At 69.7% G+C, this 21,806-nt stretch carries 19 protein-coding genes and 1 pseudogene; 6 read left to right on the forward strand and 14 right to left on the reverse strand.

All coding sequences use genetic code 11. The annotated features are described in order from the left end of the window. Positions 1-7 precede the first annotated feature (7 nt). Positions 8-385 carry a GntR family transcriptional regulator gene (locus tag FED44_RS14490; protein ID WP_111697243.1) on the reverse strand — a complete coding sequence of 126 codons (378 nt, stop codon included), beginning with the start codon at positions 383-385 and terminating at the stop codon, positions 8-10. Continuing rightward, entirely contained in the window at positions 382-1,197 is an 816-nt protein-coding gene (locus tag FED44_RS14495; RefSeq protein WP_138460996.1) for a hypothetical protein, read from the reverse strand. Before FED44_RS14495 ends, FED44_RS14490 begins: the two co-directional genes overlap by 4 nt. A gap of 244 nt (positions 1,198-1,441) precedes the next feature. On the opposite strand from FED44_RS14495, the gene FED44_RS14500 reads away from it, so the two are divergent. Continuing rightward, positions 1,442-2,626: a hypothetical protein gene (locus FED44_RS14500; protein WP_138460997.1), complete on the forward strand. Its 1,185-nt coding sequence runs from the start codon at positions 1,442-1,444 to the stop codon at positions 2,624-2,626. Positions 2,627-2,642: 16 nt separating this feature from the next. On the opposite strand, the gene FED44_RS14505 is transcribed toward FED44_RS14500, so the two are convergent. Continuing rightward, on the reverse strand, positions 2,643-3,608 hold the full coding sequence (locus tag FED44_RS14505; RefSeq protein ID WP_138460998.1) for a ketopantoate reductase family protein: 966 nt from the start codon (positions 3,606-3,608) through the stop codon (positions 2,643-2,645). A 90-nt stretch (positions 3,609-3,698) separates the two neighbouring features. Between FED44_RS14505 and FED44_RS14510 the strand changes: the two genes are divergently transcribed. Continuing rightward, positions 3,699-4,268 carry a TetR/AcrR family transcriptional regulator gene (locus tag FED44_RS14510; protein ID WP_138460999.1) on the forward strand — a complete coding sequence of 190 codons (570 nt, stop codon included), beginning with the start codon at positions 3,699-3,701 and terminating at the stop codon, positions 4,266-4,268. A 39-nt stretch (positions 4,269-4,307) separates the two neighbouring features. On the opposite strand, the gene FED44_RS14515 is transcribed toward FED44_RS14510, so the two are convergent. From FED44_RS14515 to FED44_RS14525, 3 genes are all read right to left on the reverse strand, one after another. Then, positions 4,308-4,787, reverse strand: a complete 480-nt coding sequence (locus tag FED44_RS14515; RefSeq protein ID WP_244301932.1) for a helix-hairpin-helix domain-containing protein — start codon at positions 4,785-4,787, stop codon at positions 4,308-4,310. A gap of 213 nt (positions 4,788-5,000) precedes the next feature. After that, positions 5,001-5,228: a hypothetical protein gene (locus FED44_RS14520; RefSeq protein WP_138461000.1), complete on the reverse strand. Its 228-nt coding sequence runs from the start codon at positions 5,226-5,228 to the stop codon at positions 5,001-5,003. 15 nt (positions 5,229-5,243) lie between these two features. Beyond that, positions 5,244-5,555 (reverse strand): DUF6247 family protein, encoded by a 312-nt coding sequence (locus FED44_RS14525; protein ID WP_138461001.1) that lies wholly within the window; start codon positions 5,553-5,555, stop codon positions 5,244-5,246. A 146-nt stretch (positions 5,556-5,701) separates the two neighbouring features. Here FED44_RS14525 and FED44_RS38615 point away from each other — a divergent pair. Further along, positions 5,702-5,998 (forward strand): annotated as a pseudogene (locus tag FED44_RS38615) (IS701 family transposase); the annotation flags it as partial. On the opposite strand, the gene FED44_RS14530 reads toward FED44_RS38615, so the two are convergent. Together FED44_RS14530 and FED44_RS14535 are read right to left on the reverse strand one after the other, a co-directional pair. Continuing rightward, positions 5,995-6,768: a hypothetical protein gene (locus tag FED44_RS14530; RefSeq protein ID WP_138461002.1), complete on the reverse strand. Its 774-nt coding sequence runs from the start codon at positions 6,766-6,768 to the stop codon at positions 5,995-5,997. The pseudogene FED44_RS38615 and the gene FED44_RS14530 sit on opposite strands and share 4 nt — an antisense overlap. Then, entirely contained in the window at positions 6,769-7,266 is a 498-nt protein-coding gene (locus FED44_RS14535) for a hypothetical protein (protein ID WP_138461003.1), read from the reverse strand. It lies immediately after the preceding gene. Positions 7,267-8,297: 1,031 nt separating this feature from the next. Here FED44_RS14535 and FED44_RS14540 point away from each other — a divergent pair. Together FED44_RS14540 and FED44_RS14545 are read left to right on the forward strand one after the other, a co-directional pair. Beyond that, positions 8,298-9,569: a S1 family peptidase gene (locus FED44_RS14540; RefSeq protein WP_138461004.1), complete on the forward strand. Its 1,272-nt coding sequence runs from the start codon at positions 8,298-8,300 to the stop codon at positions 9,567-9,569. A gap of 134 nt (positions 9,570-9,703) precedes the next feature. Further along, complete coding sequence (locus tag FED44_RS14545) at positions 9,704-10,357, forward strand: hypothetical protein (RefSeq protein ID WP_138461005.1); 654 nt, start codon at positions 9,704-9,706, stop codon at positions 10,355-10,357. A 476-nt stretch (positions 10,358-10,833) separates the two neighbouring features. Here the strand turns inward: FED44_RS14545 and FED44_RS14550 are convergent, their stop codons facing one another. From FED44_RS14550 to FED44_RS14570, 5 genes are all read right to left on the reverse strand, one after another. Then, positions 10,834-13,647 carry a DUF5682 family protein gene (locus tag FED44_RS14550; protein WP_138461006.1) on the reverse strand — a complete coding sequence of 938 codons (2,814 nt, stop codon included), beginning with the start codon at positions 13,645-13,647 and terminating at the stop codon, positions 10,834-10,836. After that, a complete protein-coding gene (locus tag FED44_RS14555; RefSeq protein WP_111697253.1) occupies positions 13,644-14,759 on the reverse strand; it encodes an ATP-binding protein in 1,116 nt (371 codons plus the stop codon). The genes FED44_RS14550 and FED44_RS14555 overlap by 4 nt, the downstream gene beginning before the upstream one ends. 10 nt (positions 14,760-14,769) lie before the next feature. Continuing rightward, positions 14,770-16,104, reverse strand: a complete 1,335-nt coding sequence (locus FED44_RS14560) for a VWA domain-containing protein (RefSeq protein WP_396699878.1) — start codon at positions 16,102-16,104, stop codon at positions 14,770-14,772. A gap of 278 nt (positions 16,105-16,382) precedes the next feature. Next, positions 16,383-17,783: a hypothetical protein gene (locus FED44_RS14565; RefSeq protein ID WP_138461007.1), complete on the reverse strand. Its 1,401-nt coding sequence runs from the start codon at positions 17,781-17,783 to the stop codon at positions 16,383-16,385. Next, positions 17,783-18,286 (reverse strand): hypothetical protein, encoded by a 504-nt coding sequence (locus FED44_RS14570; protein ID WP_138461008.1) that lies wholly within the window; start codon positions 18,284-18,286, stop codon positions 17,783-17,785. The genes FED44_RS14565 and FED44_RS14570 overlap by 1 nt, the downstream gene beginning before the upstream one ends. A 680-nt stretch (positions 18,287-18,966) precedes the next feature. Here FED44_RS14570 and FED44_RS14575 point away from each other — a divergent pair. Next, on the forward strand, positions 18,967-19,551 hold the full coding sequence (locus FED44_RS14575; protein WP_138461009.1) for a hypothetical protein: 585 nt from the start codon (positions 18,967-18,969) through the stop codon (positions 19,549-19,551). A 114-nt stretch (positions 19,552-19,665) separates the two neighbouring features. Here FED44_RS14575 and ligA read toward each other — a convergent pair whose 3' ends face one another. After that, the gene (gene ligA / locus FED44_RS14580) at positions 19,666-21,750 is read right to left on the reverse strand and encodes an NAD-dependent DNA ligase LigA (protein ID WP_138461010.1); all 2,085 of its coding nucleotides are present in this window, start codon (positions 21,748-21,750) and stop codon (positions 19,666-19,668) included. Positions 21,751-21,806 lie beyond the last annotated feature (56 nt).

Genomic DNA, 21,806 nt, shown 5'->3' on the forward strand with positions numbered 1-21,806 from the left:
GTCGCGGTCATGACGAGGCCGGTGTCACCGTCCCAGAGGTCAGCGCCGCCTGCACGATGCGGATCGCCTCGCCCGTGTCGATGCCGACGCTGGCGATCACGGCCGCGTAGTCGGCGGCGGCCCGGCGGGCCCGCTCCAGGCCATCTTCGCCGGCGGCCGACACGAACGAACCCGCCCGCCCGCGCGTTTCGATCAGCCCCGCCTCCTCCAGTTCCCGGTACGCCCGGCCGACCGTGTTCACGGCCAGACCAAGGTTGGCCGCGAGCTGGCGGATGGTCGGAAGGCGGGTGCCCACGGCCAGCGTGCGATCCTGAATCTGCCGGGCGAGCTGGGCTCGCAGCTGCTCGAACGGCGGCACCGGCGAGGCCGCGTCGATGACGATCATCGGACGCTCATCACCCGCCGGGCCACCGTCGCGCTCGACGGCGTCCTGGCACGGAGCGCGACGTACGCGACCACGCCCAGGATCACGTTGGCGACCGCAGCGGCGCTCAACCAGCCGGGCGCGGTGCCGAACAGCAGCACCATGGGCAGCGCCCACTGCACGCTCGGCGTGGTGAGGTCGCGGGCATCCTCGACGCGCATGATGACGTCGGCGGTCAGCGACTCCTCGTCCTCCGCCACGACCGGGCGCCGCAGCAGGTGGCGCAGTTGCACGGCGGTGATGACCGTCACGCCGAGCAGGCCGATCAGCAGGACGACGGCCAGTTGCCGCACGGTAGGGCCGGGAACGGCCAGCGCGCTCCCTGCCAGCGCCATCGCGCCGGCGAGCGTGGCGACCGCGAAGACGGCGTACGGCAGGCCGAGCACGGTCCGCCAGCTGGGCTGGATCGGATGGGCGGCCCTGCGGGACAGCGTCGCGGCCGCCCGCTGATCGACGCGTCGCACCCACCAGTCGAGCAGCGATTGCGCGAGCAGCAGCCCGGCCACCAGCGCGGTCAGGGCCAGCAGCGGCAGCGGGCGATGCGGCTCGCGGCCGTCGAAGGCGGGAACGGCGGCGAGCGCGCTCGCGACGATCAGCAGGGCCGGAATCATCGCAGCGGCGAGGCGGGCACGTCCCCGGACCGCCAGCCGGCCGGCCAGCAGCGGGGTCGCGCGGGCACCGGACAGGCCGTGCCGGGCCAGCCATGCGTCCGCCGGCCGCAGGTCGGTCGCACGCGCCGACGGGCTGGCGTCCGGTAACGGTTCCTCGGCCATAACCCCTCCTTTTGTCGCAATGTTTGTATCAACATCATGAGACATGCATTAAGACAAAGTCAACGCCCGTGGTGCGGTGAAGGCAGCCGGGTGCATGAGGATCACGTGCCGGAGCAGCGCTGACCGCGGAGCCCGCCGGCGGATGAGAGTGCCGTACGGACCGCATGCCTGACCGAGGGCGCTCGACGCCTACTGTTCACCTTCGAAGGCGCAACCGGGGGCCGGTGATCGCCGTCTCCCTAGTGTGGACGGTTATCGCACCCTCTTCGCCCTCGTGCTGGCGGCCGGCGTCGGCCTCGCTCCGGTCTCTTCGGCGACGGCCGATCCGGCGCCGGGGTGGCAGGTGAGCCTGCGCGGCGGGGCCGGCTCGTTCGTCGCCGACCTCGCCGCCACCGGCCCCGCCGACGCGTGGGCCGTGGGCGCGCGCAGGACCGGGACGCTGGACCCGAGGAACGGCTCCTACTTCACGGCTCCCCTGATCAAGCACTGGGACGGGCGCAGCTGGGCGACGGCCGCGAACCCCGCGGGGCCCACGGGATTCCCGCTCCGAGAGGTCACGCTGGTCGAGGCCTCATCCCCGGTCAACGTGTGGGCCGCCGGCACGGCCGTCGCCCCGGGGACGGGAGACGTCTCGGCCGCCACCCGGTCGGTGCTGTCGCGCTGGGACGGCAGCCGATGGCGGCTCATGGGCTCGGGCCGCACCTCGATCACCGACCTGGAGGTCCTCGACGCGACGCACACGTGGATCCTGGGCCGTGACGACCGCACAGGGAAGGGGTTCTTCAAGCGCTTCCGCAGCGGCCGCTGGACGAGCCTGCCCTTCCCCGCCACTCTGAAGGGCATCAGCGTCCGGTCGCCGGGCGACATCTGGGGCTTCGGGCCCTCGTCCGTCATGCGCTGGAACGGCCTGGCCTGGAGCAGAGTGCGACTGCCCGAGACAGCCGTGCCCGCCGCCCCCACCCCGGCGTACGGGCCCGTGAAGCTCCGGCTCGACGCGCTGGTCACCTCGGGAACGCAGGACGTCTGGGTCGCCGCGGGATTCCAGCAGGGCGACTGGTCCCAGCCCGGAGCCGTCCTGCTGCACTGGCACACTGGTAGCCGAGACGGCGCGAAATGGCACCAGATCCGCCTGCCCGGCGACGTCATCACGGACCTCGCCCCCGACGGTCGGGGCGGTGTGCTCGCGGCCTCGTACCGGCAGTCGATCACCGCGACGCCTGACGGGCAGGATCCCTATGCCTACACCACCTTGTCCGTCGACTCCTTGCGCCACACCGGCCGGAAGCTGATCCGCCAGACCGTGACTCCCTTGTCGAGCGGCTTCGAGTGGTCGGACCTCGTAGCCATCCCGGGTACCGGTTCGGCGCTGGCCGCGGGTTTCAACCGGCGACCTCCCCAGGGCCACGTCGTCTTCCGCTACGACGGCTAGGACCTCGCGTGGGCCTTCAGGCTCGGCTCGTCCCCTCACGGGCGAAGGTCGGTTCCGCCGCTTCCAGGCGCGGTACCGAGATGCCCAACCGTCGCGCTTCGGCCAGGGTGTCCCGGCAGACCTCACGCGGTTCCTCGGCCTCGGGGTCGGAGTGCGCCGCGAAACCCACGCGCAAGAGCGCGACATGAGCGGTCAGCCAGGCGAGCGCGGGGGCCGTCAGCCAGGTGGGCGCACGGAACAGCAGCACAGCGCCCCGGTGACGGCGCAGGTCGACGCCTCGCGCCTCGAGCAGCGGCAGAAGCTCGCGGCCGGTCAGCAGCGCCTCGCGCAGGTCGCCCGTCACCCCGGCCAGCTTGGACAGGGAACCCAGCCGCAGGCCCTGCGAGAACAGGCCGGCGTCCGACGCGAAATGGACCCACAGCCAGCCGCGGAAGTCAGGCCGCTCCTTGAGCCGGAGCCCGGCCTCGCGAAACGCCTGGCGCACGGCCCGCTCACGGTCGGTCGGGGGCCGGTCGAGAGTGCCGAAGACGACCGACGGCAGCAGCGCCCCACGGAGCACTCCGTCCGCGCCGAAACCGCCACCGGCCTGGGGAAAGCCCCAGGCGATCCGGTCGACGGGGAGTGCGCCGATCGCGGCCGGCGGCTCGGTCCAGAGGTTGCCGAAGACCAGCACCGTGGCCTGGCCGACACGCGGGGACAGGAAGGCCGTCGCCTCCGGGAGGCGGTGGTGCGGCACGCTGAGCACGATCAGGTCGAAGTCGTGGTCCGGCTCCAGCGCCTCGCGGCAGCGCACCGGCCACCTCTCGACGACGCGCCGCCCCCACACCCGGCGCCGCATATCGATCAGGTCGAGGTCCACCGCGTCTCCGTACGTCGCCGCGCGGCCCGGCCGGACGTAGAACTCGACGTCATGTCCCGCCTGTCGCAGGGCCCAGCCGTAGATGGTGGCGATCACGCCTCGGCCGAACATCAGGATCTTCACGCTGCACCTCGTGGGGTACGATCGATTCGGAGACAATCTCCACTTTGCAAAATATGGAGGCCATCTCCACTTGTCAACGCGAGGTAGCTCATGACCGCCGCCAAGCCACTGCGGGCCGACGCCCAACGCAACCGCGACGTCCTGATCGCCAAGGCACGAGAGATCTTCGACGCCGGCGAGTTCTTCGACCTGCGCTTCGATGACTTCGCACGCCTTGCCGGGGTGGGCACCGGCACGTTGTACCGCCACTTCCCCACCCGGGAGGCACTGGCCGAGGCGGTCTACCACGGGGAAGTCTCCGCGCTGTGCGACCGCGCCCGCCGGCTACAGGCCACGCTGCCCGCGGCGGAGGCTCTGGCGACCTTCCTGCGCGGCATGGTCGACCACATAGCTGCCCACAAGGGCCTGGCCCGGACGCTGGCCACGCTCATGGCCGATCGCTCGGGTGCCCTCGCCGAGGGCAGCCTGGCACTGGAGCAGGCTGTCACCGACCTGGTGGCCGCCGCCGTGCGGGACGGCGCCGTTCGCGACGACGTGGATGCCGGTGCCGTGATGATGGCGCTGCACGGCATCGGTGCGGCCCATGACCGCCCCGCTTGGCGGGCCGAGGCCGACGATGTCATCACCCTCGTGCTGGACGGGCTGCGCCGCCCGCTGTGACAAGGTGCGACGGTCGCATGCCGCGAGCGAAGGGTCCGGTCAGTGGTACGGCGGCGCCGGCATGCGACAACCGTACGGTGATCCCAGCCCGAGTCCCGGGGCACCGGCGGACGAACGGGGTCGCCTACAACAGGTGCGCGAGGGGACGAGCTTGTCGATGAGGTCGCTCAGCTCGGCCAGGTCAGTGACGATCACGGGCGCCTTCTCCGGGCCGATGCCGTCCACCTCCTGCAACCCCTCGGCGTCGGCCGCACGGACGGCCTCCATCGTGCCGAAGTGCCGGGCGATGCGGCGGCTCATCGAGCGCCCCGTCCCCCGTACCCCGAGCGCGCAGAACACCCGGCTCAGCGGTCTGGTCCTGGCCCTGCCGATGGCGGCCAGGAGGTTGTCGGTGGACACCTCCCCCATCCGCTCCAAGCCCAGCAGCTGCTCGCGGGTGAGGAAGAACAGGTCGCCGAAGTCGGCGATCAGCCCGGCGTCCAGCATCTGCTGAACGCGGTTGTCAGCCAGCCCTTCCACGTCCAACTGGTCCCGGCCCACCGCATACCGGATCGAGGCGATCGCCCGGCAGCTCCGGCGGGGCGATCACACCGGTCCGGACCCTGCATGCGGCAGGGTGAGTGCGGGGGGTACGTCTTGGACACGATCGTTGTCTCGGAGGTCGAGCGGGGTGACCTGCCGTTGATTTCGAGCTGGACGAACGAGAACTTCAGCTGAAAGGTGACGCGCGATTCAGACAGGGAAGCGATCCACGCGCAGCACAGCGACCTCACCCTGCCGGTCGAGCAGGACATAGGTCACCGAGATGTCCTTGTAGTCCCAGAGGTACATGTTGCCGGTTGGACTGAGCTTGCGGCCGTTGTCGGGAGTCAGCCGGAGGACTTCGTAGATCTCCAGTAGGACATTGATCTCGGCGTCGGACAGGTGGTCGATCTGGGCTTCGGCAACGTCGCTGCCCATCCGGATGGTGCACACCTACCGCTGGACTCCGCGGCGGGCCAGTACCTCGGCCAGTGTCGGGCCTGCCGTACGCGCGCCGGACTGCAGTTGCTCGGCCTCTCGGTGCATCCGGTGCCAGTCGGACGGATCAGCGGCGGCGCGGGTGGCGATGCGCCACCACGCGGACAGGAAGTCATCCAGCGCCGCCAGGTTGACGACGGGCGCGTGAGTGATCTCTTCGAGTTCGGCGTCGAACGCGGCGATGTTTGCCGAGGGCAGGGCCGCGCGTACGGCGGTGAAGGTTCGCTCAATCTGCGGATGGGGACTGTCGTGCCGCTGGACGGTCATGACGACGCCTTACCTCCTGCCCGGTCACCTTGTACCATCTCAGCTTATTCGAGCGGGCCGGACAAAACGCGGCACTGCCAGGATGCCTGTTCAGCTTCCGCGAAAGTGGGAGGTCTCCACGAGCGGGCGGTCCCCACCCGCCGAAACGGACACAGACGTCCTGGTACCGGTGGACCACCCTGGCGATGCTCGCCCACGCCTTCCTCGCCGCGGTTACCGCCCACCAACGAGCCGACCAGTCGGCTGGACCCGAGCTGGCGCCATTAACGCTCGGCGAGACCCGGCGCCTACTCGTCCGGCTGCTCATGCAGACCGCCCACAGCATGACTGACCTACTCCGCTGGTCCCGCTGGCGGCGACATCATCAAGCCCGTGCGCGGGTCAGCCATTACCGGCGACAAGCTTTTACGAGCCCAGATCAGGAACTACGGCTGGAGTACTAACCCCCAGAAATTCCGTTTCTCTTGAGTCGGTCCATCATGTCTCGCATGCTTTTCGCCTCGCCCCACGCTTCACCGCCCTGTCGTATGTCTTCGAAAGCGCCGACCAGTGCGGAGATGTCCTCGTCCCGCCTCTTCATCAACGCCGGGTCTTCGAAGAGAAGACCTTGGGGGTGAACCGTCATGAGTTCTGCGTTCGCAGGAAGCGCATCGCCGAGGTTTTGCACCTTTTCCTCGTGAGGTGGCCGCTCACGAGGAAAGACTAAGACCGGCGTGCCCGTAGGGATAGCTCTTTCGAAGTCGGAGACAGGGTGGATTGGCTTCCAATCCTTGGGAGCGAGGTTGTCGTCGCGCATCACGGCACCTTGGTCTAACTCGATGTATACGATGTTGTTCGCGATGGACTTCCTCCCCTGAACTCCTTTCAGGGGTTCGGTGATCTTGACCCGGAGGACGATCCGGTAGTCGAGTGGGCCATTTGGGTAGCTTTCCAGAATGGGTCCTTGTTGCCATCCGTCGACGATGCCGGCAGCGACTATAGGGCGCTTCCGCGCGAGGGCCTCGGGTGATTTTTCCGCATAGAAATCAGCGAACCCGACTCTGAGAACAGAGACATCGACGCTGCCGCGTGTCTCAGTTTGTCGGGATGCACCCGAGGCGGCATTCGCGGAATGGAGGTCGACGGCCGGTTGTGCGCTGCATGCCACCAGCATTGAGGTGCCGACTGCCAGAATTGCAATACCGATGCCTCGCACTCTTCTGTCTCCCGTCACCTATGGCCACCATGCATTGATGTGATCGATGCGATGAGCATGATAAGTCCAAATCCAGGGCCCGTCTGGATCGCCGATGTGGTTGCCGATATCGTCGACGTTGCCGCCTGTGGCCATGCAATCGTGTGTTGACCCGCCCGATGTGCCTCCGGTTAGCGGGAAGTAATGAGCAAGACCGAGACTACGGCCGATTTCGTTGCAGGCAACATGAATTAGTTCATGATGAATGTCTGGGCTGTTCGCCTGAATCTCTTGCAGATTAACCTTCACATGCCATTGGTCGCACCATGTTGGCTGCCCCGAAGCCATTACCTTGCATGTGGTCTGACCGGCAAGGCCGTCTATCCATGCCTGGAACCAGGCGGCGTCGGTAGCAGGATCGCCGTCTTCAGCGGTCGGATGGATGTCGCATGCGGAGGCGAATGGAACCCCTGCGCACCCATCTCTCCCCACCTCAGGAAGCGATATCGCATGCCCGAAAACGATCAGCCGGAGCACTGGACGCTGCTGGCCAGGGCAATCAACAAGGCGGCGAAGGATTGGCCTACGACCTTTCGCACGAGCTTTGTGATCGCGGTCACCGGCACGGCGATCTGCTTGGCTACCCATTTCGCTCAGCCGTCTGCAGAGCCTCAGCCCCCGCCTGCGGCAACGTTTATGTGCAACCCCCGGCATGGCGGGACGCGCGACCGCTGCTCGACACCATGCCCTGGCGACGCCCAGCAGCGGACGTCGCGCTGCGCCGCCCCTCTCGGGTTGTCCGTCCGCAGCGCCTCGTCTAGCGCGTCAGCGCTGATGTGGGCCTCGACGCTCGCGTGACGAGGCCACCCGCGTTCTGTCGCAGCCCTCGTAGTCCGTGATTCACCTTGACATAAGGTCAATTATCGAGCATTGACAGAAGGGGTCTCGGGGCCCGGAAAACCACCCGCGACCTGCCGCCCGACACCCGCGCTCACCGTCTGTGCCACCCATCGCGGGCGTCGGCGCCCGGCACGCGACAACCGCCGAACAGCGCTAGCGGCGGGCGCAAACTCACCCGGCACACCGTCGATTTCGCACGGCGCACCACCGCGGCAGGCCAGAGATTCCATGCGGCACGCCACCGCGGCACGGCCACGGGAACCCGGGCATCCCCCACAGCCCCGCAGGTAGCCACAGGCCCTGGGCCGCCCCCCTGGCGGCCATACCTTTTCGCTATCGCCCGGTGGTCGCGTGTTAACACAGCCGATATCGACCGATATGTCATGAAGCCTTTCCTGATCACCCCTTTATGGTGACACCGCTTTCGACGTGAAAATCCATCCCGGAAGACGCCATTTCGAGCGAGCCGTAAATTCCCCCTGGCGCCGCCGCTGCCACAGCGATGACCAGCATCGACACCTGCGATAACACTTGCCCGAAATCCGGATATCCGGATTGTCGAGTCAACTCTGTACCAAGGGTTAACCCTCCAGTCAAGGCGTTGATCGGGTCTTCATTTCATGAAATACCGGATTCGCCTCAACAAAACGACAAGGAGGAAATCCTTCGTGAAACTCTCCCCCCCGGTCACCCGCGCAAGCCGCTTCGCGGCGGCGGCCGCCGCCGGACTCGCCCTGGTGACCATCGCCGGCACCCAGGCGGCCGTCGCCCAGGACCCGGCCCCGGCCCCGGCCAAGGAAGTCCATACCCAGGCCATCGAGCCCGCGGGCGCGGTGCCCGGCGGCTACGCCTCGTGGAAGGACCTGCTGGCCACCCAGCAGCGGCTCGTCCAGGCCGCCGACCGCATCACCGCCGTCGCGCAGGAGCAGGGCGGCGGCCTCGCCGGCATCGTGGTCTCCGCCGAGAACCGCGAGCTGCGCCTGTACTGGAAGGGCCAGCCCCCCAAGTCGGTCGACGGCATCGCCGGCGAGCTCGGCGGCGACCTGAAGCTGAGCGTCCTTCCGGCGCGTTTCACCGCCAAGCAGCTGGCCGCCGCCTCAGCCCGGATCGCCAAGAGGGCCGGCGGCGCGATCACCTCGATCGCGCCCAACGTGGACGGCTCGGGCCTGACGGTCAGCGGGCTCACCGCGGCCAAGGCCCGCTCGGCGGCCTCGGACGAGAGCGTCCCGGTCACCGTGCAGACGGGCGAGCGCCCGGCCCTGGCCAGCCGCTGGAACGACTCGCCGCCCTGGTGGGGCGGCGGGGCCTGGAGGAACTCCAACCTCGGCAGCGGCTGCTCCACCGGCTTCGCCGTGACCTACGGCGGGGTCACCAAGATGCTGACCGCCGGGCACTGCGGCGACGTCGGCCAGACGGCCACCGACCCCACCGGTGAGGTCATCGGCTCCATTACCCAGGACAACAACAGCTACGACGTCGCGCTGATCAACGCCAGCACCCAGGGATACGTCTTCAACAATTCCGTCGGCAACATCTCCACCGAGTTCAGCTCCCTCGTCATCGGCACCGCGAGCAGCTACGTCGGCATGTACGTGTGCACCTCGGGCGCCTACTCCGGCACCGTCTGCAACAGCCAGGTCACGGCGACCGGGGTCACGATCATTGTGGGCTACGTGATCTACAACGTGGTCCGCGCGGAGCAGACGGCCCACACCAACGCCGCCGGCCAGGGCGACAGCGGCGGCCCGGTGGAGCTCGTCAACCCCTCCAACACCACCCAGGTCTACGCGACCGGCGTCATCACCGCCATCGACACCAGCGCCGCCGTCCCGTGCACCGGCTACGTGACCACCGGCCGGATCTGCTCCTGGCGGTACTACTACGCGCCGTGGGCCAACGCGACCACCGCGTTCCCGGGCATCGCGATCAAGGTCGGCTGACCGTACGAGCCGTTCGGCACGGAACTCGGCACGGGGCGGGGCCGGCGCGTTTCGCCGGCCCCGCCCCCGCCGCACTCGTACGCTGACGACGACAGGCGGGCAGGACGGCCCGCCCGGGGAAGGAGCGCGGGGACATGGACCTGTATGAGCGGCGGGGCCGCCGACCGGACGAAGCCGCGGCGCTCTCCCGGGCCGGTGAAGCGCCGCGGGCCGCGCGGCGCGGCGCGAAGGCAGCCCGCAGGATCGCAGTCGCCCTGCTCGGGGCCCTGGCCCTCGGTGCTGTCACGGCGGTGGCCTGCGCGTCGACGGGCCCCGCCGCCGCGGGAGACATCCCGTCCGCCTTCGGTGCGCCGCACCCCGGTCAGGTGGAGCTCGCGAGGCTGGCCGACCGCATCGACGCGGCCCTGCGGCGCGACTTCCCCCGTCAGTACGCCGGGGTCGCCCTGGCGCCCTCGGGAGGCGGCCTGATCGTCTACCGGCGCCCGTCGCCCGCCCTCGACGCGGCGCTGCGCGCCCGTTTCCCGAAAGCGCCGATCAAGACGCGCTACGCGCCCCATGCGGCGCGGGAGCTGGACGCCCTGGCCGCGCGGGTGCGCCGCGACATCGCCTACTGGGGCCGGCGCGGGGTGCCCATCACGTCGGTGACCACGCGTCACGACGGCACCGCCGTGGAGGTCGGCACCACTTCCGTGGCCCGCGCCTCGGCGCAGCTGCGGCGGCGGTACGGCTCGGCCCCGCTCCGGTTCGTCGAGGCCAGGCCGTCGCTGATCCTGGACGGCGCGCACTGACGCCTGTCCGGGTTGTCGGGAACCAGACCTCAATCCGGGAAAAAAGATTACATACCGAACAGAAACGTCATTCTGTCTGATCAAATGCTGCTGTCCGTCGCGATCGGCTTGTGCGTCCCGACAGGCGGTGTGCCCAAACCAGAAAGACACGACCCCCCGACCTCCAGGTACCCGTATCGCTGTGGAGGTGGCTGCCGTGGGTCCCGCTGGGGGTGGCCCCCGCAGGCGCCCTTATCAGATGGCTCTACTGGTGGCTGACCGGAGCTGTAGGAGTTCCGGGCCGTCACGGACCGCTAACAGGCGAAGAAGCCGCAGGTCGCTACCGCTGATTTCTGCACTCCGCATCCTCGCCGACGCCTGGCTACATGTAATCGGGTACTGCTGGCAGGACGCCGCCGCCTACGATCCTGCCAAGGGCAGAGCCCTCCAAGCCGTGCTTCATAAGATCGAGAGGCGGCGGCTTGGCACAGGGGGACTCAGTCGCAGAGCAGGGCGGCGATCGCGTCGGTCGTGGCGGGGTGACGGGCGAGCAGCTCCCGCACCTCGGCGCCTCCCAGCTCCGGGCCGTCGACGTCGGGCCATTCGGCTGGGCAAGCGAGCAGGGCCGCCACGGCGTCGCACGCCTGCGGGTGCCGGGCCAGCAGTGCGGCGACCGGCCCGCTCAGTACGGCGGCCGGGCGGGCCCGCCCGGCCGGTACGGCCGGCCGTTCCCACGGCGGCGTCCACCCGTCCAGCTCGGCGAGGTTACCGGGGAAGGTGCGGCCCGCCTCCCGGACGAGCACCGGCACCAGCTCCTGCGCGTGCCTGCGCAGCGTCGTGATCAGCGTCGGCAGCCACGGCAGCAGAACGGAGTCGGGCAGCCGCGCGAACGCCTTGGACAGCGCCTCCACCACGAACGGCGCGAGGGCCGGGACCGGTTCGAGCGCCTGGACGAACCCGCTCAGGTAGAGCGGGAAGGCGGGAACGACGAGCGGGCTGGCCAGCAGTTCATCACACCTGGCGCGCAACTCGTCCCGCGGCAGCAGGCCCAGCTGCGTCTTGGCCGCCCACAGCAGGGCGACTTTGGCAGGGGCCCCCGGGTGCGACTGCCGTATGGCGAGTTCGAGCTGGGCCCGGTCGCAGCCCAGCGACAGCGCGAGGCTCTCCAGCGTGAACAGGAAGCCGAGCATGGCGCCGACCTGCCGCAGGCCGGCGTCGTCGTCGGCGAAGGCGGTGGGCAGCAGCGTGCAGTAGTGCGCGTATCCGGCCGTGACGAACGCCTCGCACCAAGCCGGCAGTTCCGGTTGCGTGGCCCGGAAGTGGGCCAGCAGCCGCCGGATCCGGCGCAGCACCTCGGGCGCGTCGTCGACCGTGCGCTCTGCGGCCAGCAACTCGACCGCGCGGTTACCGAGCTCGTCGGCGAACCGGCGGCTGCCGAGGTAGAGGATGGCGTCCTCCACGGCCGCGAGTGCGTCTCCGGCGGTGGCACGGGGCTCCCAGACCTTGCGGCGTAGCCGCTGCTCCAGCACCTGCTCGACAGTGACGCCCTCGTAGCCCAGCTCGATGATTGACCGCTGGTGCCGGCCGATCGCCAGATCCCAGCTTTCCTGAATCGGCCGCTCGCCGAGCCGCCTGGCCCCCATGATCGGCCGTACCGCGTCGTCGGGCAGCAGGTAGCGCAGCTTCCACAGCACGTCCGAGCACGGCTCCAGCTCCGGGTCCGCCTTCAGGTCGAGCAGCACCCGCTGCTGGGTGCGCCGGCTCAGGTCCAGCCCCAGCGGCTCCAGCCGGTCGTACACGTCGCGGGCGAGCGGAGGCAGCGCCTCGTAGCCGACCACGCCGATCCGGTCACCGCCCAGCAGGATCTCGCACAGGCGGCGGACGTCCCGGCGGCCCGGCACGGCGTCCTTCTCGATGCAGGTCACCGCCGCGTCCGCGAAGTCGTACGGCGCGGGCCTGGCCCGGCCACGCAGACCGGCGAGCAAGATCGACGTCTCGAACACGGCGATGGCGTCGGCCGTGCTGGCCAGGTAGCCGTTGCGTCTGGCCAGCCGCACGATGTCGACGCACCACCCACGCAGCTCGTCCTCGTCCAGGTCGTCCAGCACGGGCGGGGTGGCCAGGAACCCGGCGAGCCGGTCGCGGGCCGGCCCGGCGACGGCGGGCGGCGCGGCCTTGACCGCCTTGGCGCGGGCGCGCCTGTCCTGCTGCCCCTTCAGCCGGTACGACGTGGCACCGGCCCGCCGGATCGCCTTGGCCCAGGTGGCGGCGGCGATCGACACCGATCCCTGGGCCAGGCCGAACTGGGCCTCGATCGCCGAGTGGCTGGAGGGGATGAGCCCGTACAGCCAGCGGGTGCCGGTGCGCGGCGTGATCGTGTAGGGGGCCGCGTCGGACGTCAGACCGAACTCGGTGATTTCGCTGACGGCGTGGAAGGCCCCGCATACGTACAGGCAGTCGGCCGGGTCGGCTCCGGAGATGGCGAGATGCTCGCGGATCCGCGTCCACATGTAGCGTTCGCGTTCCTCGTCGATCGCCAGCCGGTCGTCCTGCGCGGGGCGCAGCCGCCGGAACAGGCTGCCGATCAACGCCATAGCCTGCCGGTAGGTGTCGTAGTCCGCACCGGTCAGCGGCTGCTCGACGTACTGGTCCCACCATTCCGACCAGTGCCGGACCTTGCCGTGATGCAGCAGGTGGGCCTCCAACTCGGCGAAGCGGGGGCGCAGGTCGCCGATCTCGACGCCGACGGAGTCCCCGTGCAGCGCCGCTTCTTCACCGTGCTCGTCGAGGTCCTCCGGTTCGCTCCCGGCGTCGTTCCCGGACTTGGCCGGGCCGTCCGAGGCGCCGGGCTCCCACTGGAATACGTGGTCCACCGAGCGATCGACCAGCACCAGCTCCACGTCCGGAGTGTCGAGCGCGTACGCGATCGCCTGGTATTCGGCGGACGCCTCGGTGACCGGCGCCACGACGCTGAGCGGTCCAGAGCCGGCCGGGAAGCCGTCGAGCTGAGTGGCGAACGCCTGTAGCGCCACGGGCAGCCTGCAGTTGCGCAGTTCCTCCAGCAGCGGGCGCAGGTCCTCGCACAGCTCCAGGTAGACGACCTTGGGCCGCTTGTCCCGCAGCCGCAGAGCCATCGCCAGCGCGGAGGCCGGCGAGTGGTGACACACCGGGAAAATCTCGAGGTCCTCCCGCAGCATCCGGTCGACGTCGTCGACCATGCCGGTCAGGATGCCCGACAGGGCGCCCGCGCCGCCGGAGAACGTCTCGGCGGCGGCGAGGAGTTGCCCGCGCAGGGCGTCGAACGTACTCATGACAGCGTGGAGATGGTCTGACGGCCGCCCTCGAGGAAGCTCGTCCACTCGCCGCCGTCCTTCTTGCTGCGTGGTTCGACCACACCGTGCCAGTACTTGTTGAGGATCGCCAGGTCCTCCGGTGCCCGCCGGGCCAGCGAGCCCACCAGGGAGCCGCCCAGAGTCTCGGCACGCAGCGTGCGGTCACCGAAGAAGTGACTGTGCAGGATGGCGTCCTCCAGCACGCCGATCTGCTCGGCGGTGGACAGGGCCGACTCCAGCTTCTCGTCCTCACTGGTGGCCGACGCGGCGGCTGCGCGCAGGTCGGCGAAGCTCTGCAGCAGGATGTCCAGCAGCGTGGGCGGGACGTCCAGCTCGATCCGGTGCCGGCGCAGCAGCTCCGTCGTACGGAAGCGGACGATCTCCGCCTCGCTGGTCTTGCTGGTCACCACCGGGATGCGGACGAAGTTGAACCGCCGCTTCAGCGCCGAGGAAAGGTCGTTCACCCCGCGGTCCCGGCTGTTGGCCGTGGCGATGATCGAGAACCCGGGCCTGGCGAACACGGTGTTGTCGGTGTCCAGCTCGGGGATGGAGACGTACTTCTCGGACAGGATCGAGATCAGCGCGTCCTGCACGTCGCTGGTTGAGCGGGTCAGCTCCTCGAACCGGCCGATCACGCCCTGTTCCATCGCCGTCATGATCGGCGAGGGGATCATCGACTCCCGCGACTGGCCCTTGGCGATCACCATCGAGACGTTCCACGAATACTTGATGTGGTCCTCGGTAGTGCCCGCCGTACCTTGCACGACCAGGGTGGAGTTGCGGCAGATCGCGGCGGCGAGCAACTCGGCCAGCCAGCTCTTGCCGGTCCCGGGGTCGCCGATCAGCAGCAGGCCGCGGTCGGAGGCGAGTGTGACGATGCTGCGCTCGACGAAGCTGCGGTCGCCGAACCACTTCTGCGGGATCTCCCTGTCCAGGCCGTCGGAACGCTCGGAGCCGAGCACGAACAGCCGGACCATCCGCGGGCTGAGGCGCCAGGAGAACGGCTTGGGGCCGTCGTCGATCGACTCCAGCCAGTCGAGCTCCTCGGCGTACTTCACCTCGGCAGGCGCACGGAGCATCTCATTGGTCATCAAAGTCTCCTTAGGCGAGGAAGTTCTTCAGTTCGAGCACGAGTTTGCGGATGTGGCCGGAGATGACGGGCGTGCCAAGGTCCTTGAGCTTCTGCCGGAACCACGGGTTCACGCTCTGCTGGCCGCCACTGCTCACCGAGCCCACCGGAATGAGCCGTACGCCGGATCGGTGCAGCGCCTCCATTCCGGCGTAGACGCCGTCGCAGTTCCATTCGTAGAAGTCCGAGATCCACACGACCACCGTGTTGCGGGGGTCGGTGACCTTCGGGTGGGCGACGGCCAGGGCGGCCGTGCCGTCGGTGCCGCCGCCGAGCTGGGTGCGCAGCAGCACCTCGAACGGATCGTGCACCCACGGGGTGAGGTCGAGCGCCCGCGTGTCGTACGCGATCAGGTGAACGTCGACCTTGGGTAGCCCGGCGAAGATCGACGCGAGAATCGTGCAGTTGACCATCGCGTCGACCATGGAGCCGGACTGGTCGACGACCACGATCATGCGGGCCGGAGTGGTACGCCGCGCGGTGCGCCGGTAGTACAGCCGGTCGACGTAGAGCCGCCGATCCTCAGGGTTGTAGTTGGTGAGGTTCTTCCAGATCGTCCGTTCGAGGTCGAGGTTGCGGAACACCCGTTTGGGCGGCACCGAGCGGTCGATCTCTCCCACGCTGGCCTTCTCGACCTGCGTGCGCAGGACCTGGGCGACCTCGTCGACGAATCTGCGGATCAACGCCTTGGCGTTGGCCAGAGCCACGCCGGACAGGTTCGACTTGTCTCGCAGGAGCTGCTCGACGAGTGACATGCTCGGTGTGAGCCGCTTGGCCAGGGCCGGGTCGGCCAGAACCTCGCGCAGCTGCATCCGGCGGACGAGGTCGCCCTCAAGGTCGGCCAGTGCGCGGGCCAGCTCGGGGTCGAGCCCGTCGCCCGCCCCAAATCCCGCCCCGGGTCCGCCACCAGCTCCCACCCCGGACCCCGACCCGGCCCCGAATCCGGGGCCCGCTCCGGACGCGGCGCCGGCCCCCGCGCCAGGTCCCGCCGCGGAGCCCGCCCCTTGCCCGGTCCCCGCGCCTGGTCCCTGTCCGCCGCACATGGCCTGCTTGAACCAGGCGGCGTCCTGCTGCCAGGTCGCGAGCTGCGTGGCGGTGACGTCGCCCGTACCGGTGGCGAAGACGTTGAGCAGCAGCTTCGAGATCAGCGCGGCACTGCGCACCTCGTCACCGGGGGCGTCCTCCCCAGGCGCGAGCAGGTTCTGGAACTCGGCGGCCAGCTCCGGAAACCGCTGCACCAGCGATTCGATCGAGACGGAGGGATCGAGCACCGCGGCGGGCAGCCCGAGATCCCCGGCGATCGCCATGCTCGCCGTCTCCAACGCCGGCTGCTCCTCGGGGGCGAAGAGGCGCGCGAGCAACCGCCAGTACAGCACCTGACGCCGGTTCCGGTCCGTCGTGCCGCCGTCGATCACGGCACGGCCGTTCGTGGTGCCGCCCTCGGCCACGATCTGCTGAGAAGCGCGGTCACCGGTCATGACACCTCCACTCGCCGCGGGGTCGTCGCCCGGCGCCTCGATGCCCGCTATGACCCGCTCACCCGGGTTCCGCACGGGAAGATCGTCGCCGGTAGGATTGTGGTCGTTCATTGCCGCAGCAACCGCCCGGCCCGCTCGCGCAGCACGGCGACGGCGTCTCCCGACCTGGCCTCGGCCTTGACCACCTTGGGGTCGGTCGGGCCCTGCGCCCAGTCGCCGGTGCCCACGGCGACGGTCTCCCGTTTGACCTTCGCCTGAACGGCCAGCGGCTGCAGCAGCCAGCACCCGCCGTCCCAGCGGACCAGGCCGACGCACGCGGAGGAGCCCGCGACCAGCTTCGGGGTGAGCGGGCCGCAGCCGGGCAGCCGGGCGGTATCCACCGCGAGCACTGATCCGCCCAGGTCGAACGAGCCGTCGCCGGTCACCTCGTAGCCCTCGATCAGCACAGGTTCGGCGATGCGTACCGGGACCCGCTCCAGCGGCGGCACCGCGGGGGCGAGCACCCCGGCGAGGTGCAGCCGCGCGGTGGTGAACGGATCGGCCGGCTTGCCCAGGGACGCCCGGTCGTCGTGCCAGATTACGTCGCCGCCGTCGAGCAGGGGCAGGTCCGTGACCTCCAGGGACAGGTGGCCGGCCAGGGCGGCCAGCAGGACCTTGTGATCGTGTGCCAGTTTCCACAGCGCGGGCCCGACGATGGTGTCGACCTTGGCCGCCGTGACACTCGTGCGCACCAGCCGGGCCTGACCACCGTCCGCGGGTTCCAGTACGGCGTGGACCTGGAACTGGACCGCGGTTCCGTGCTCGTGCACGTCGACGCCGAGGATCAGCAGCCGGCCGGACACCGTGGCCACGGGCCGGGGCTCGCCGGGCAGGACGCCGTCCTGAGCCAGCAGCAGGGCGCGGGTCCACAGGTCGGCCCAGCGCCGCACCGGCAGGTGCTCCATCGTGCCGACGGGGCAGGAGGCGCGCAGTTCGGCCGCGAAACCGTCCAAGAGCACGGCGAGCCTGCGCAGTCCCGGCACGACCGTCAGCCCTTCGGTGATCTGGTCGACGGCGGAGACGAGGTCGTGGTCGACGCCGCGCCAGCCGGTGATGGCCAGTTCGCGCAGCCAGGATCGGGCTCCGCCGAGCAGGTTGGCGGCTGTGTCCTGCTCGGACCGCGGCGCCGGGTACCAGGGCGCACGCTCGCGTCCGAGCGCCGCGTCGAGATCGGCGAGCAGGGCGTCGTGGACGGCTCCGAAGAGCGCGGCCCGGCCGCCCGCGAGCGCGGTCAGGTGCTCCTCGGTGATCGAGCCCGAGGCGACCTTGGCCGCCGCCTCCGCCAGCCGGTCGCCGATCGGGGTCGCGCTGAACGCCCCGGCCAGGGCAGCCGGCGCCTCGGCCCGCTCCTCGGAGAGCCGGGCGAGGCCGTGCACCAGGGCGTCGTCGAACCCGTCGACTAGGGCGAGCGCCTCCCTCGTGCCCTCCGGGTCGCCGTCGAGCAGCCCGGCCAGTTGTACGGCGAGCATCAGTGCACCGCCCCCTCGGACGGAAACCAGTGCATCTCGGGGATCGGCACGGTGGTCGCCGGCACCTCCAGATAGGCCAGGTGGCGCAGGAAGCGGCTGAACACCATGGCGGCGGGGGCGGGCTCGTGCCCACCACTCAGACAAACGATCAGGTCGGCGCCCTCCGGAACCTCTACCCGCAGGTACGTGGCCACGCGATCGAGGCCGTACTGCAGCACGGCCTCGGCTGTGAGGGCCTGCAGGTGTTTGCACGGCGAGCCGTACAGGCCGCCGCAGGGGCGGTTGTTGTTGGTGCTGCAGTTGTAGTTGTGGGTGCCCGCGGCGATGGAGGAGACGTAGACCCGGCTGATGTCCGAGCCGCTCGACACCACGCCCTGCAGCCGGCCGTCCGCCAGCTCGACGAAGGGGACCTTCGCCAGCTTGCGGGGCTGGACCGGCGGTATCACACGCAGCCTGCTGCGATGCGCCCACACGGCTTCGCCGTCGGGGGAACGGTCATTCATGATCCGGAAGGTACTGGCCGGTCCCGACAAAACCGGTACGCCCTCACCCGGCCTGCGAAAAGACACATGCCGGGCTCGGATAGATACCGTGGCCGACCGATGGCACCTGTGGCGATGCGTGCGGAGTTGCCGCTCGATCGTATTGTTGGCTGTCTGGAGTCCGGGCAGGATCACCTCCCCCTATCCGCGTCAACTGCCCCATGAAGAGCTGCACCCGACTCTCACCGCGGGCGGCTCGGTCATCTACTCCATCGACAAAGCTCCCGGCGTCTTCCGGTCGCGATGTGAGAGCCTCTTCTGCTGATCGGTGATCCCGCGGCTGTCTCGCTGCGGGCTGTGGGACGAGGACCGCTGGACCGGAGGGCGGGTGCCACGGCGCTCACCCTCTGGCCCGTGCCGCTTCAGCAAACGAAAAGGGCAAAGGGCAAATGCATGGTCCGTGTAGCTCGGTGCGGTCTGCTCGACGGAAGGAACCTGCGATGAGGCCGCACAAACTCGCAGCGCCCTTGCGCGGCTGGTGGTGCGTAAGGGTCGCTGCGATCGCGCTCGGCCTCACAGTCATGGGCTGTGGCGGGGAAACTCCTGGCGGCACCCACCCGGCAACATCCTCAGCCCCCCGTGTGTGGCCAAGTAGCCTGTCGCTTCATCCACAGATCCCCGAGACTCCGCCGCCCGCCAGCGTGACGTTGCCGACGGGTAGCCGCGGCGACCTCGTGCGACGGGCGCTGTTACGCCGATTCCGCGACGCGAAGACCATGCAGCAACTGCCTCCGGAGGCCGCGCCGTTCACCTCCGGGCGGATCGCCACCATCGGGGAGACCCAGGTAGGTGCCCCGCCCGTGAATCAACGTGAGTGCCGTCAGTGGACGCAGGGCATCTGGAGCGTCACCGACTCGCTCCATGAGGGGCTCGACGGCATTCTTGGCGGTGCTTTCCTGGTCGACACGACGAAAGGCGCATTCGGAGGGCCGATCCTGAGCGAGGCGATCGTGTACGCCTCCGACTCCACCCTGCGCCACCTGTCCGCCGATCCACCTGCGGGATGCCACACCCTGCGACTCAGTGACGGACGAACCACATGGACCGCGCGATATCAGCGCACCGCGTTGTCCCATCCGCCGAGTGAACAGGCCGTGGCCTACCGCCTGGTGGACGAGTCAGGGTCCAATCCGACTACGTGGGTCGCCCTTGCTCGTCACGGTGCTTACCTCATCGAGGTCCGCCTCGTCGTGCGTGTGCCGAAGATCAACTATCTGTGGATGTGATGTTTCCGGGCCGCGAGCGAAGGGTCCGGTCAGTGGTACGGCGGCGCCGGCATGCGACAACCGTACGGTGATCCCAGCCCGAGCCCCGGGGCACCGGCGGACGAACGGGGTCGCCTACAACAGGTGCGCGACCATCTCGGCGAACTCCTCGGGGGAGGCGATCCGCACACCGAGGGACTCGGCCTTCGCCCGCTTGGACCCCGCGTTGTCTCCTGCGACGACCAGCGAGGTCTTCGCCGAGACGCTGGAGGACGCCCGGCCTCCGGCCCGCTCGATGAGCTCGTTCATCTGGTTGCGGGACAGTGCCGCCAGCTGCCCGCTCATCGCGCCCGTGACCACGACCGTCATCCCGGTCAGTGGCAGAGCACCCGGCTCGTCCTCACCCGACGTCAGATTGGTCGTGCCCTCGTCACCGACGGGCGCCGCCGCATCCGGCTCCACCATGTTCACCCCGGCCCGGACGAGCTTGTCGATGAGGTCGCTCAGCTCGGCCAGGTCAGCGACGATCACGGGCGCCTTCTCCGGGCCGATGCCGTCCACCTCCTGCAACCCCTCGGCGTCGGCCGCACGGACGGCCTCCATCGTGCCGAAGTGCCGGGCGATGCGGCGGCTCATCGAGCGCCCCGTCCCCCGTACCCCGAGCGCGCAGAACACCCGGCTCAGCGGTCTGGTCCTGGCCCTGCCGATGGCGGCCAGGAGGTTGTCGGTGGACACCTCCCCCATCCGCTCCAAGCCCAGCAGCTGCTCGCGGGTGAGGAAGAACAGGTCGCCGAAGTCGGCGATCAGCCCGGCGTCCAGCATCTGCTGAACGCGGTTGTCGGCCAGCCCTTCCACGTCCAACTGGTCCCGGCCCACCGCGTACCGGATCGAGGCGATCGCCCGGCAGCTCCGGCCTCGCACGCACCTCCACCGCTCCTGGGAGGCGTCGATCTCACCACCGCAAGTCGGGCACACCTCCGGGAACACGATGGGCCGCTCGTCGCCGGTGCGCAGATGCACCACCGGCGACTCCACCCTCGGAATCACGTCACCGGCCTTGTAAACGACGACGCTGTCCCCCAGCATCAGCCCACGGCGCGTGATGTCGGAGGGATTGTGCAGCGTCGCGTACGTCACGACGGACCCGTCCAGCTCCACCGGCTCCAGAACCGCCCGCGGGGCGATCACACCGGTCCGGCCCGTGTTCCACTCCACCATGAGCAGCTTCGTGATCTTCTGCACGGCGGGCAGCTTGTAGGCGATCGCCCACCGCGGCGCCCGGGAGCCGAATCCGGCCTGCGCCTGATCCGCCGCGTCATCCGCCTTGATCACGATGCCGTCGATCCCGAACGGCAGCTCCGGCCGCGCGGCCGCGATCTCCTCGACCCGCCGCTGCACCTGCTCCACGGTCGTCGCGACGATCCCGGCGACCGCAGTGCCGGCCGTGGTCTGCACACCCTGCCCGGCGACCCAGTCCATCACCTGGCTGTGCGGCGACTCCCGGAGCCGCGTGGCGAGCCCGGAGGTGTCGTCGGGCAGCGGCAGCGCGCCGTACCCGAAGAACGTCAGCTCGCACACGTACGGCCGGTCCTGCGCCCTCAGCGTGCCCGCGGCGGCGCTGCGCGGGTTCGCGAACGTGGTCCCGTCATGCGCCTGCCGTTTCGCACACGCCTCCTCGAACTGCCGGGCGGTCATCATCACCTCGCCACGCAGCTCCACGGTGACCGGGTCGGCGAGCCGCCCGGGGAGGCCGACGATCGTGCCGATCGCGTGTGAGACGTCCTCGCCCGCGCTCCCGTCGCCGCGGGTGACCAACTGGACGAGACGGCCGTGACGGTAGCGGGCGGCGACCGCCAGCCCGTCCAACTTCGGCTCCACCGACCACGCGGTCACCGGGCGGCCGAGCCGGCGCTCCAGCGAGGCGGCCCAGCCGGCCAGCCCCTCGGGCCCGAACACGTTGTCCAGGCTGAGCATGGGCACGGTGTGCGGGACATCACCCACGACTCCGGCGACCTTGCCCGTCGGCGAGTCCTCCAGCACCTGGCCGGGGTGGGCCTTCTCATAGGCGGCGATGCCCCGGACGAGCCGGTCGTAGGCGTCGTCGTCCAGCGGGGAGGTGCCGTCACCGTAGTAGGCCGCGGCCGCGTCGGCCGCCAGCTGGACCGCCTCGGCGTAGGCGGTCTCGTCGGGGATCGCGTCGATCGGGGGTGCTTCAGTCATGCGGCCATCGTGCCTGGAGGGACCGACAAGAACGTTCGACGCCGCCGCCTCGCATC

Origin of the sequence: Microbispora triticiradicis (genome assembly GCF_005864065.1) — a bacterium.
GTDB lineage: Bacteria > Actinomycetota > Actinomycetes > Streptosporangiales > Streptosporangiaceae > Microbispora > Microbispora triticiradicis.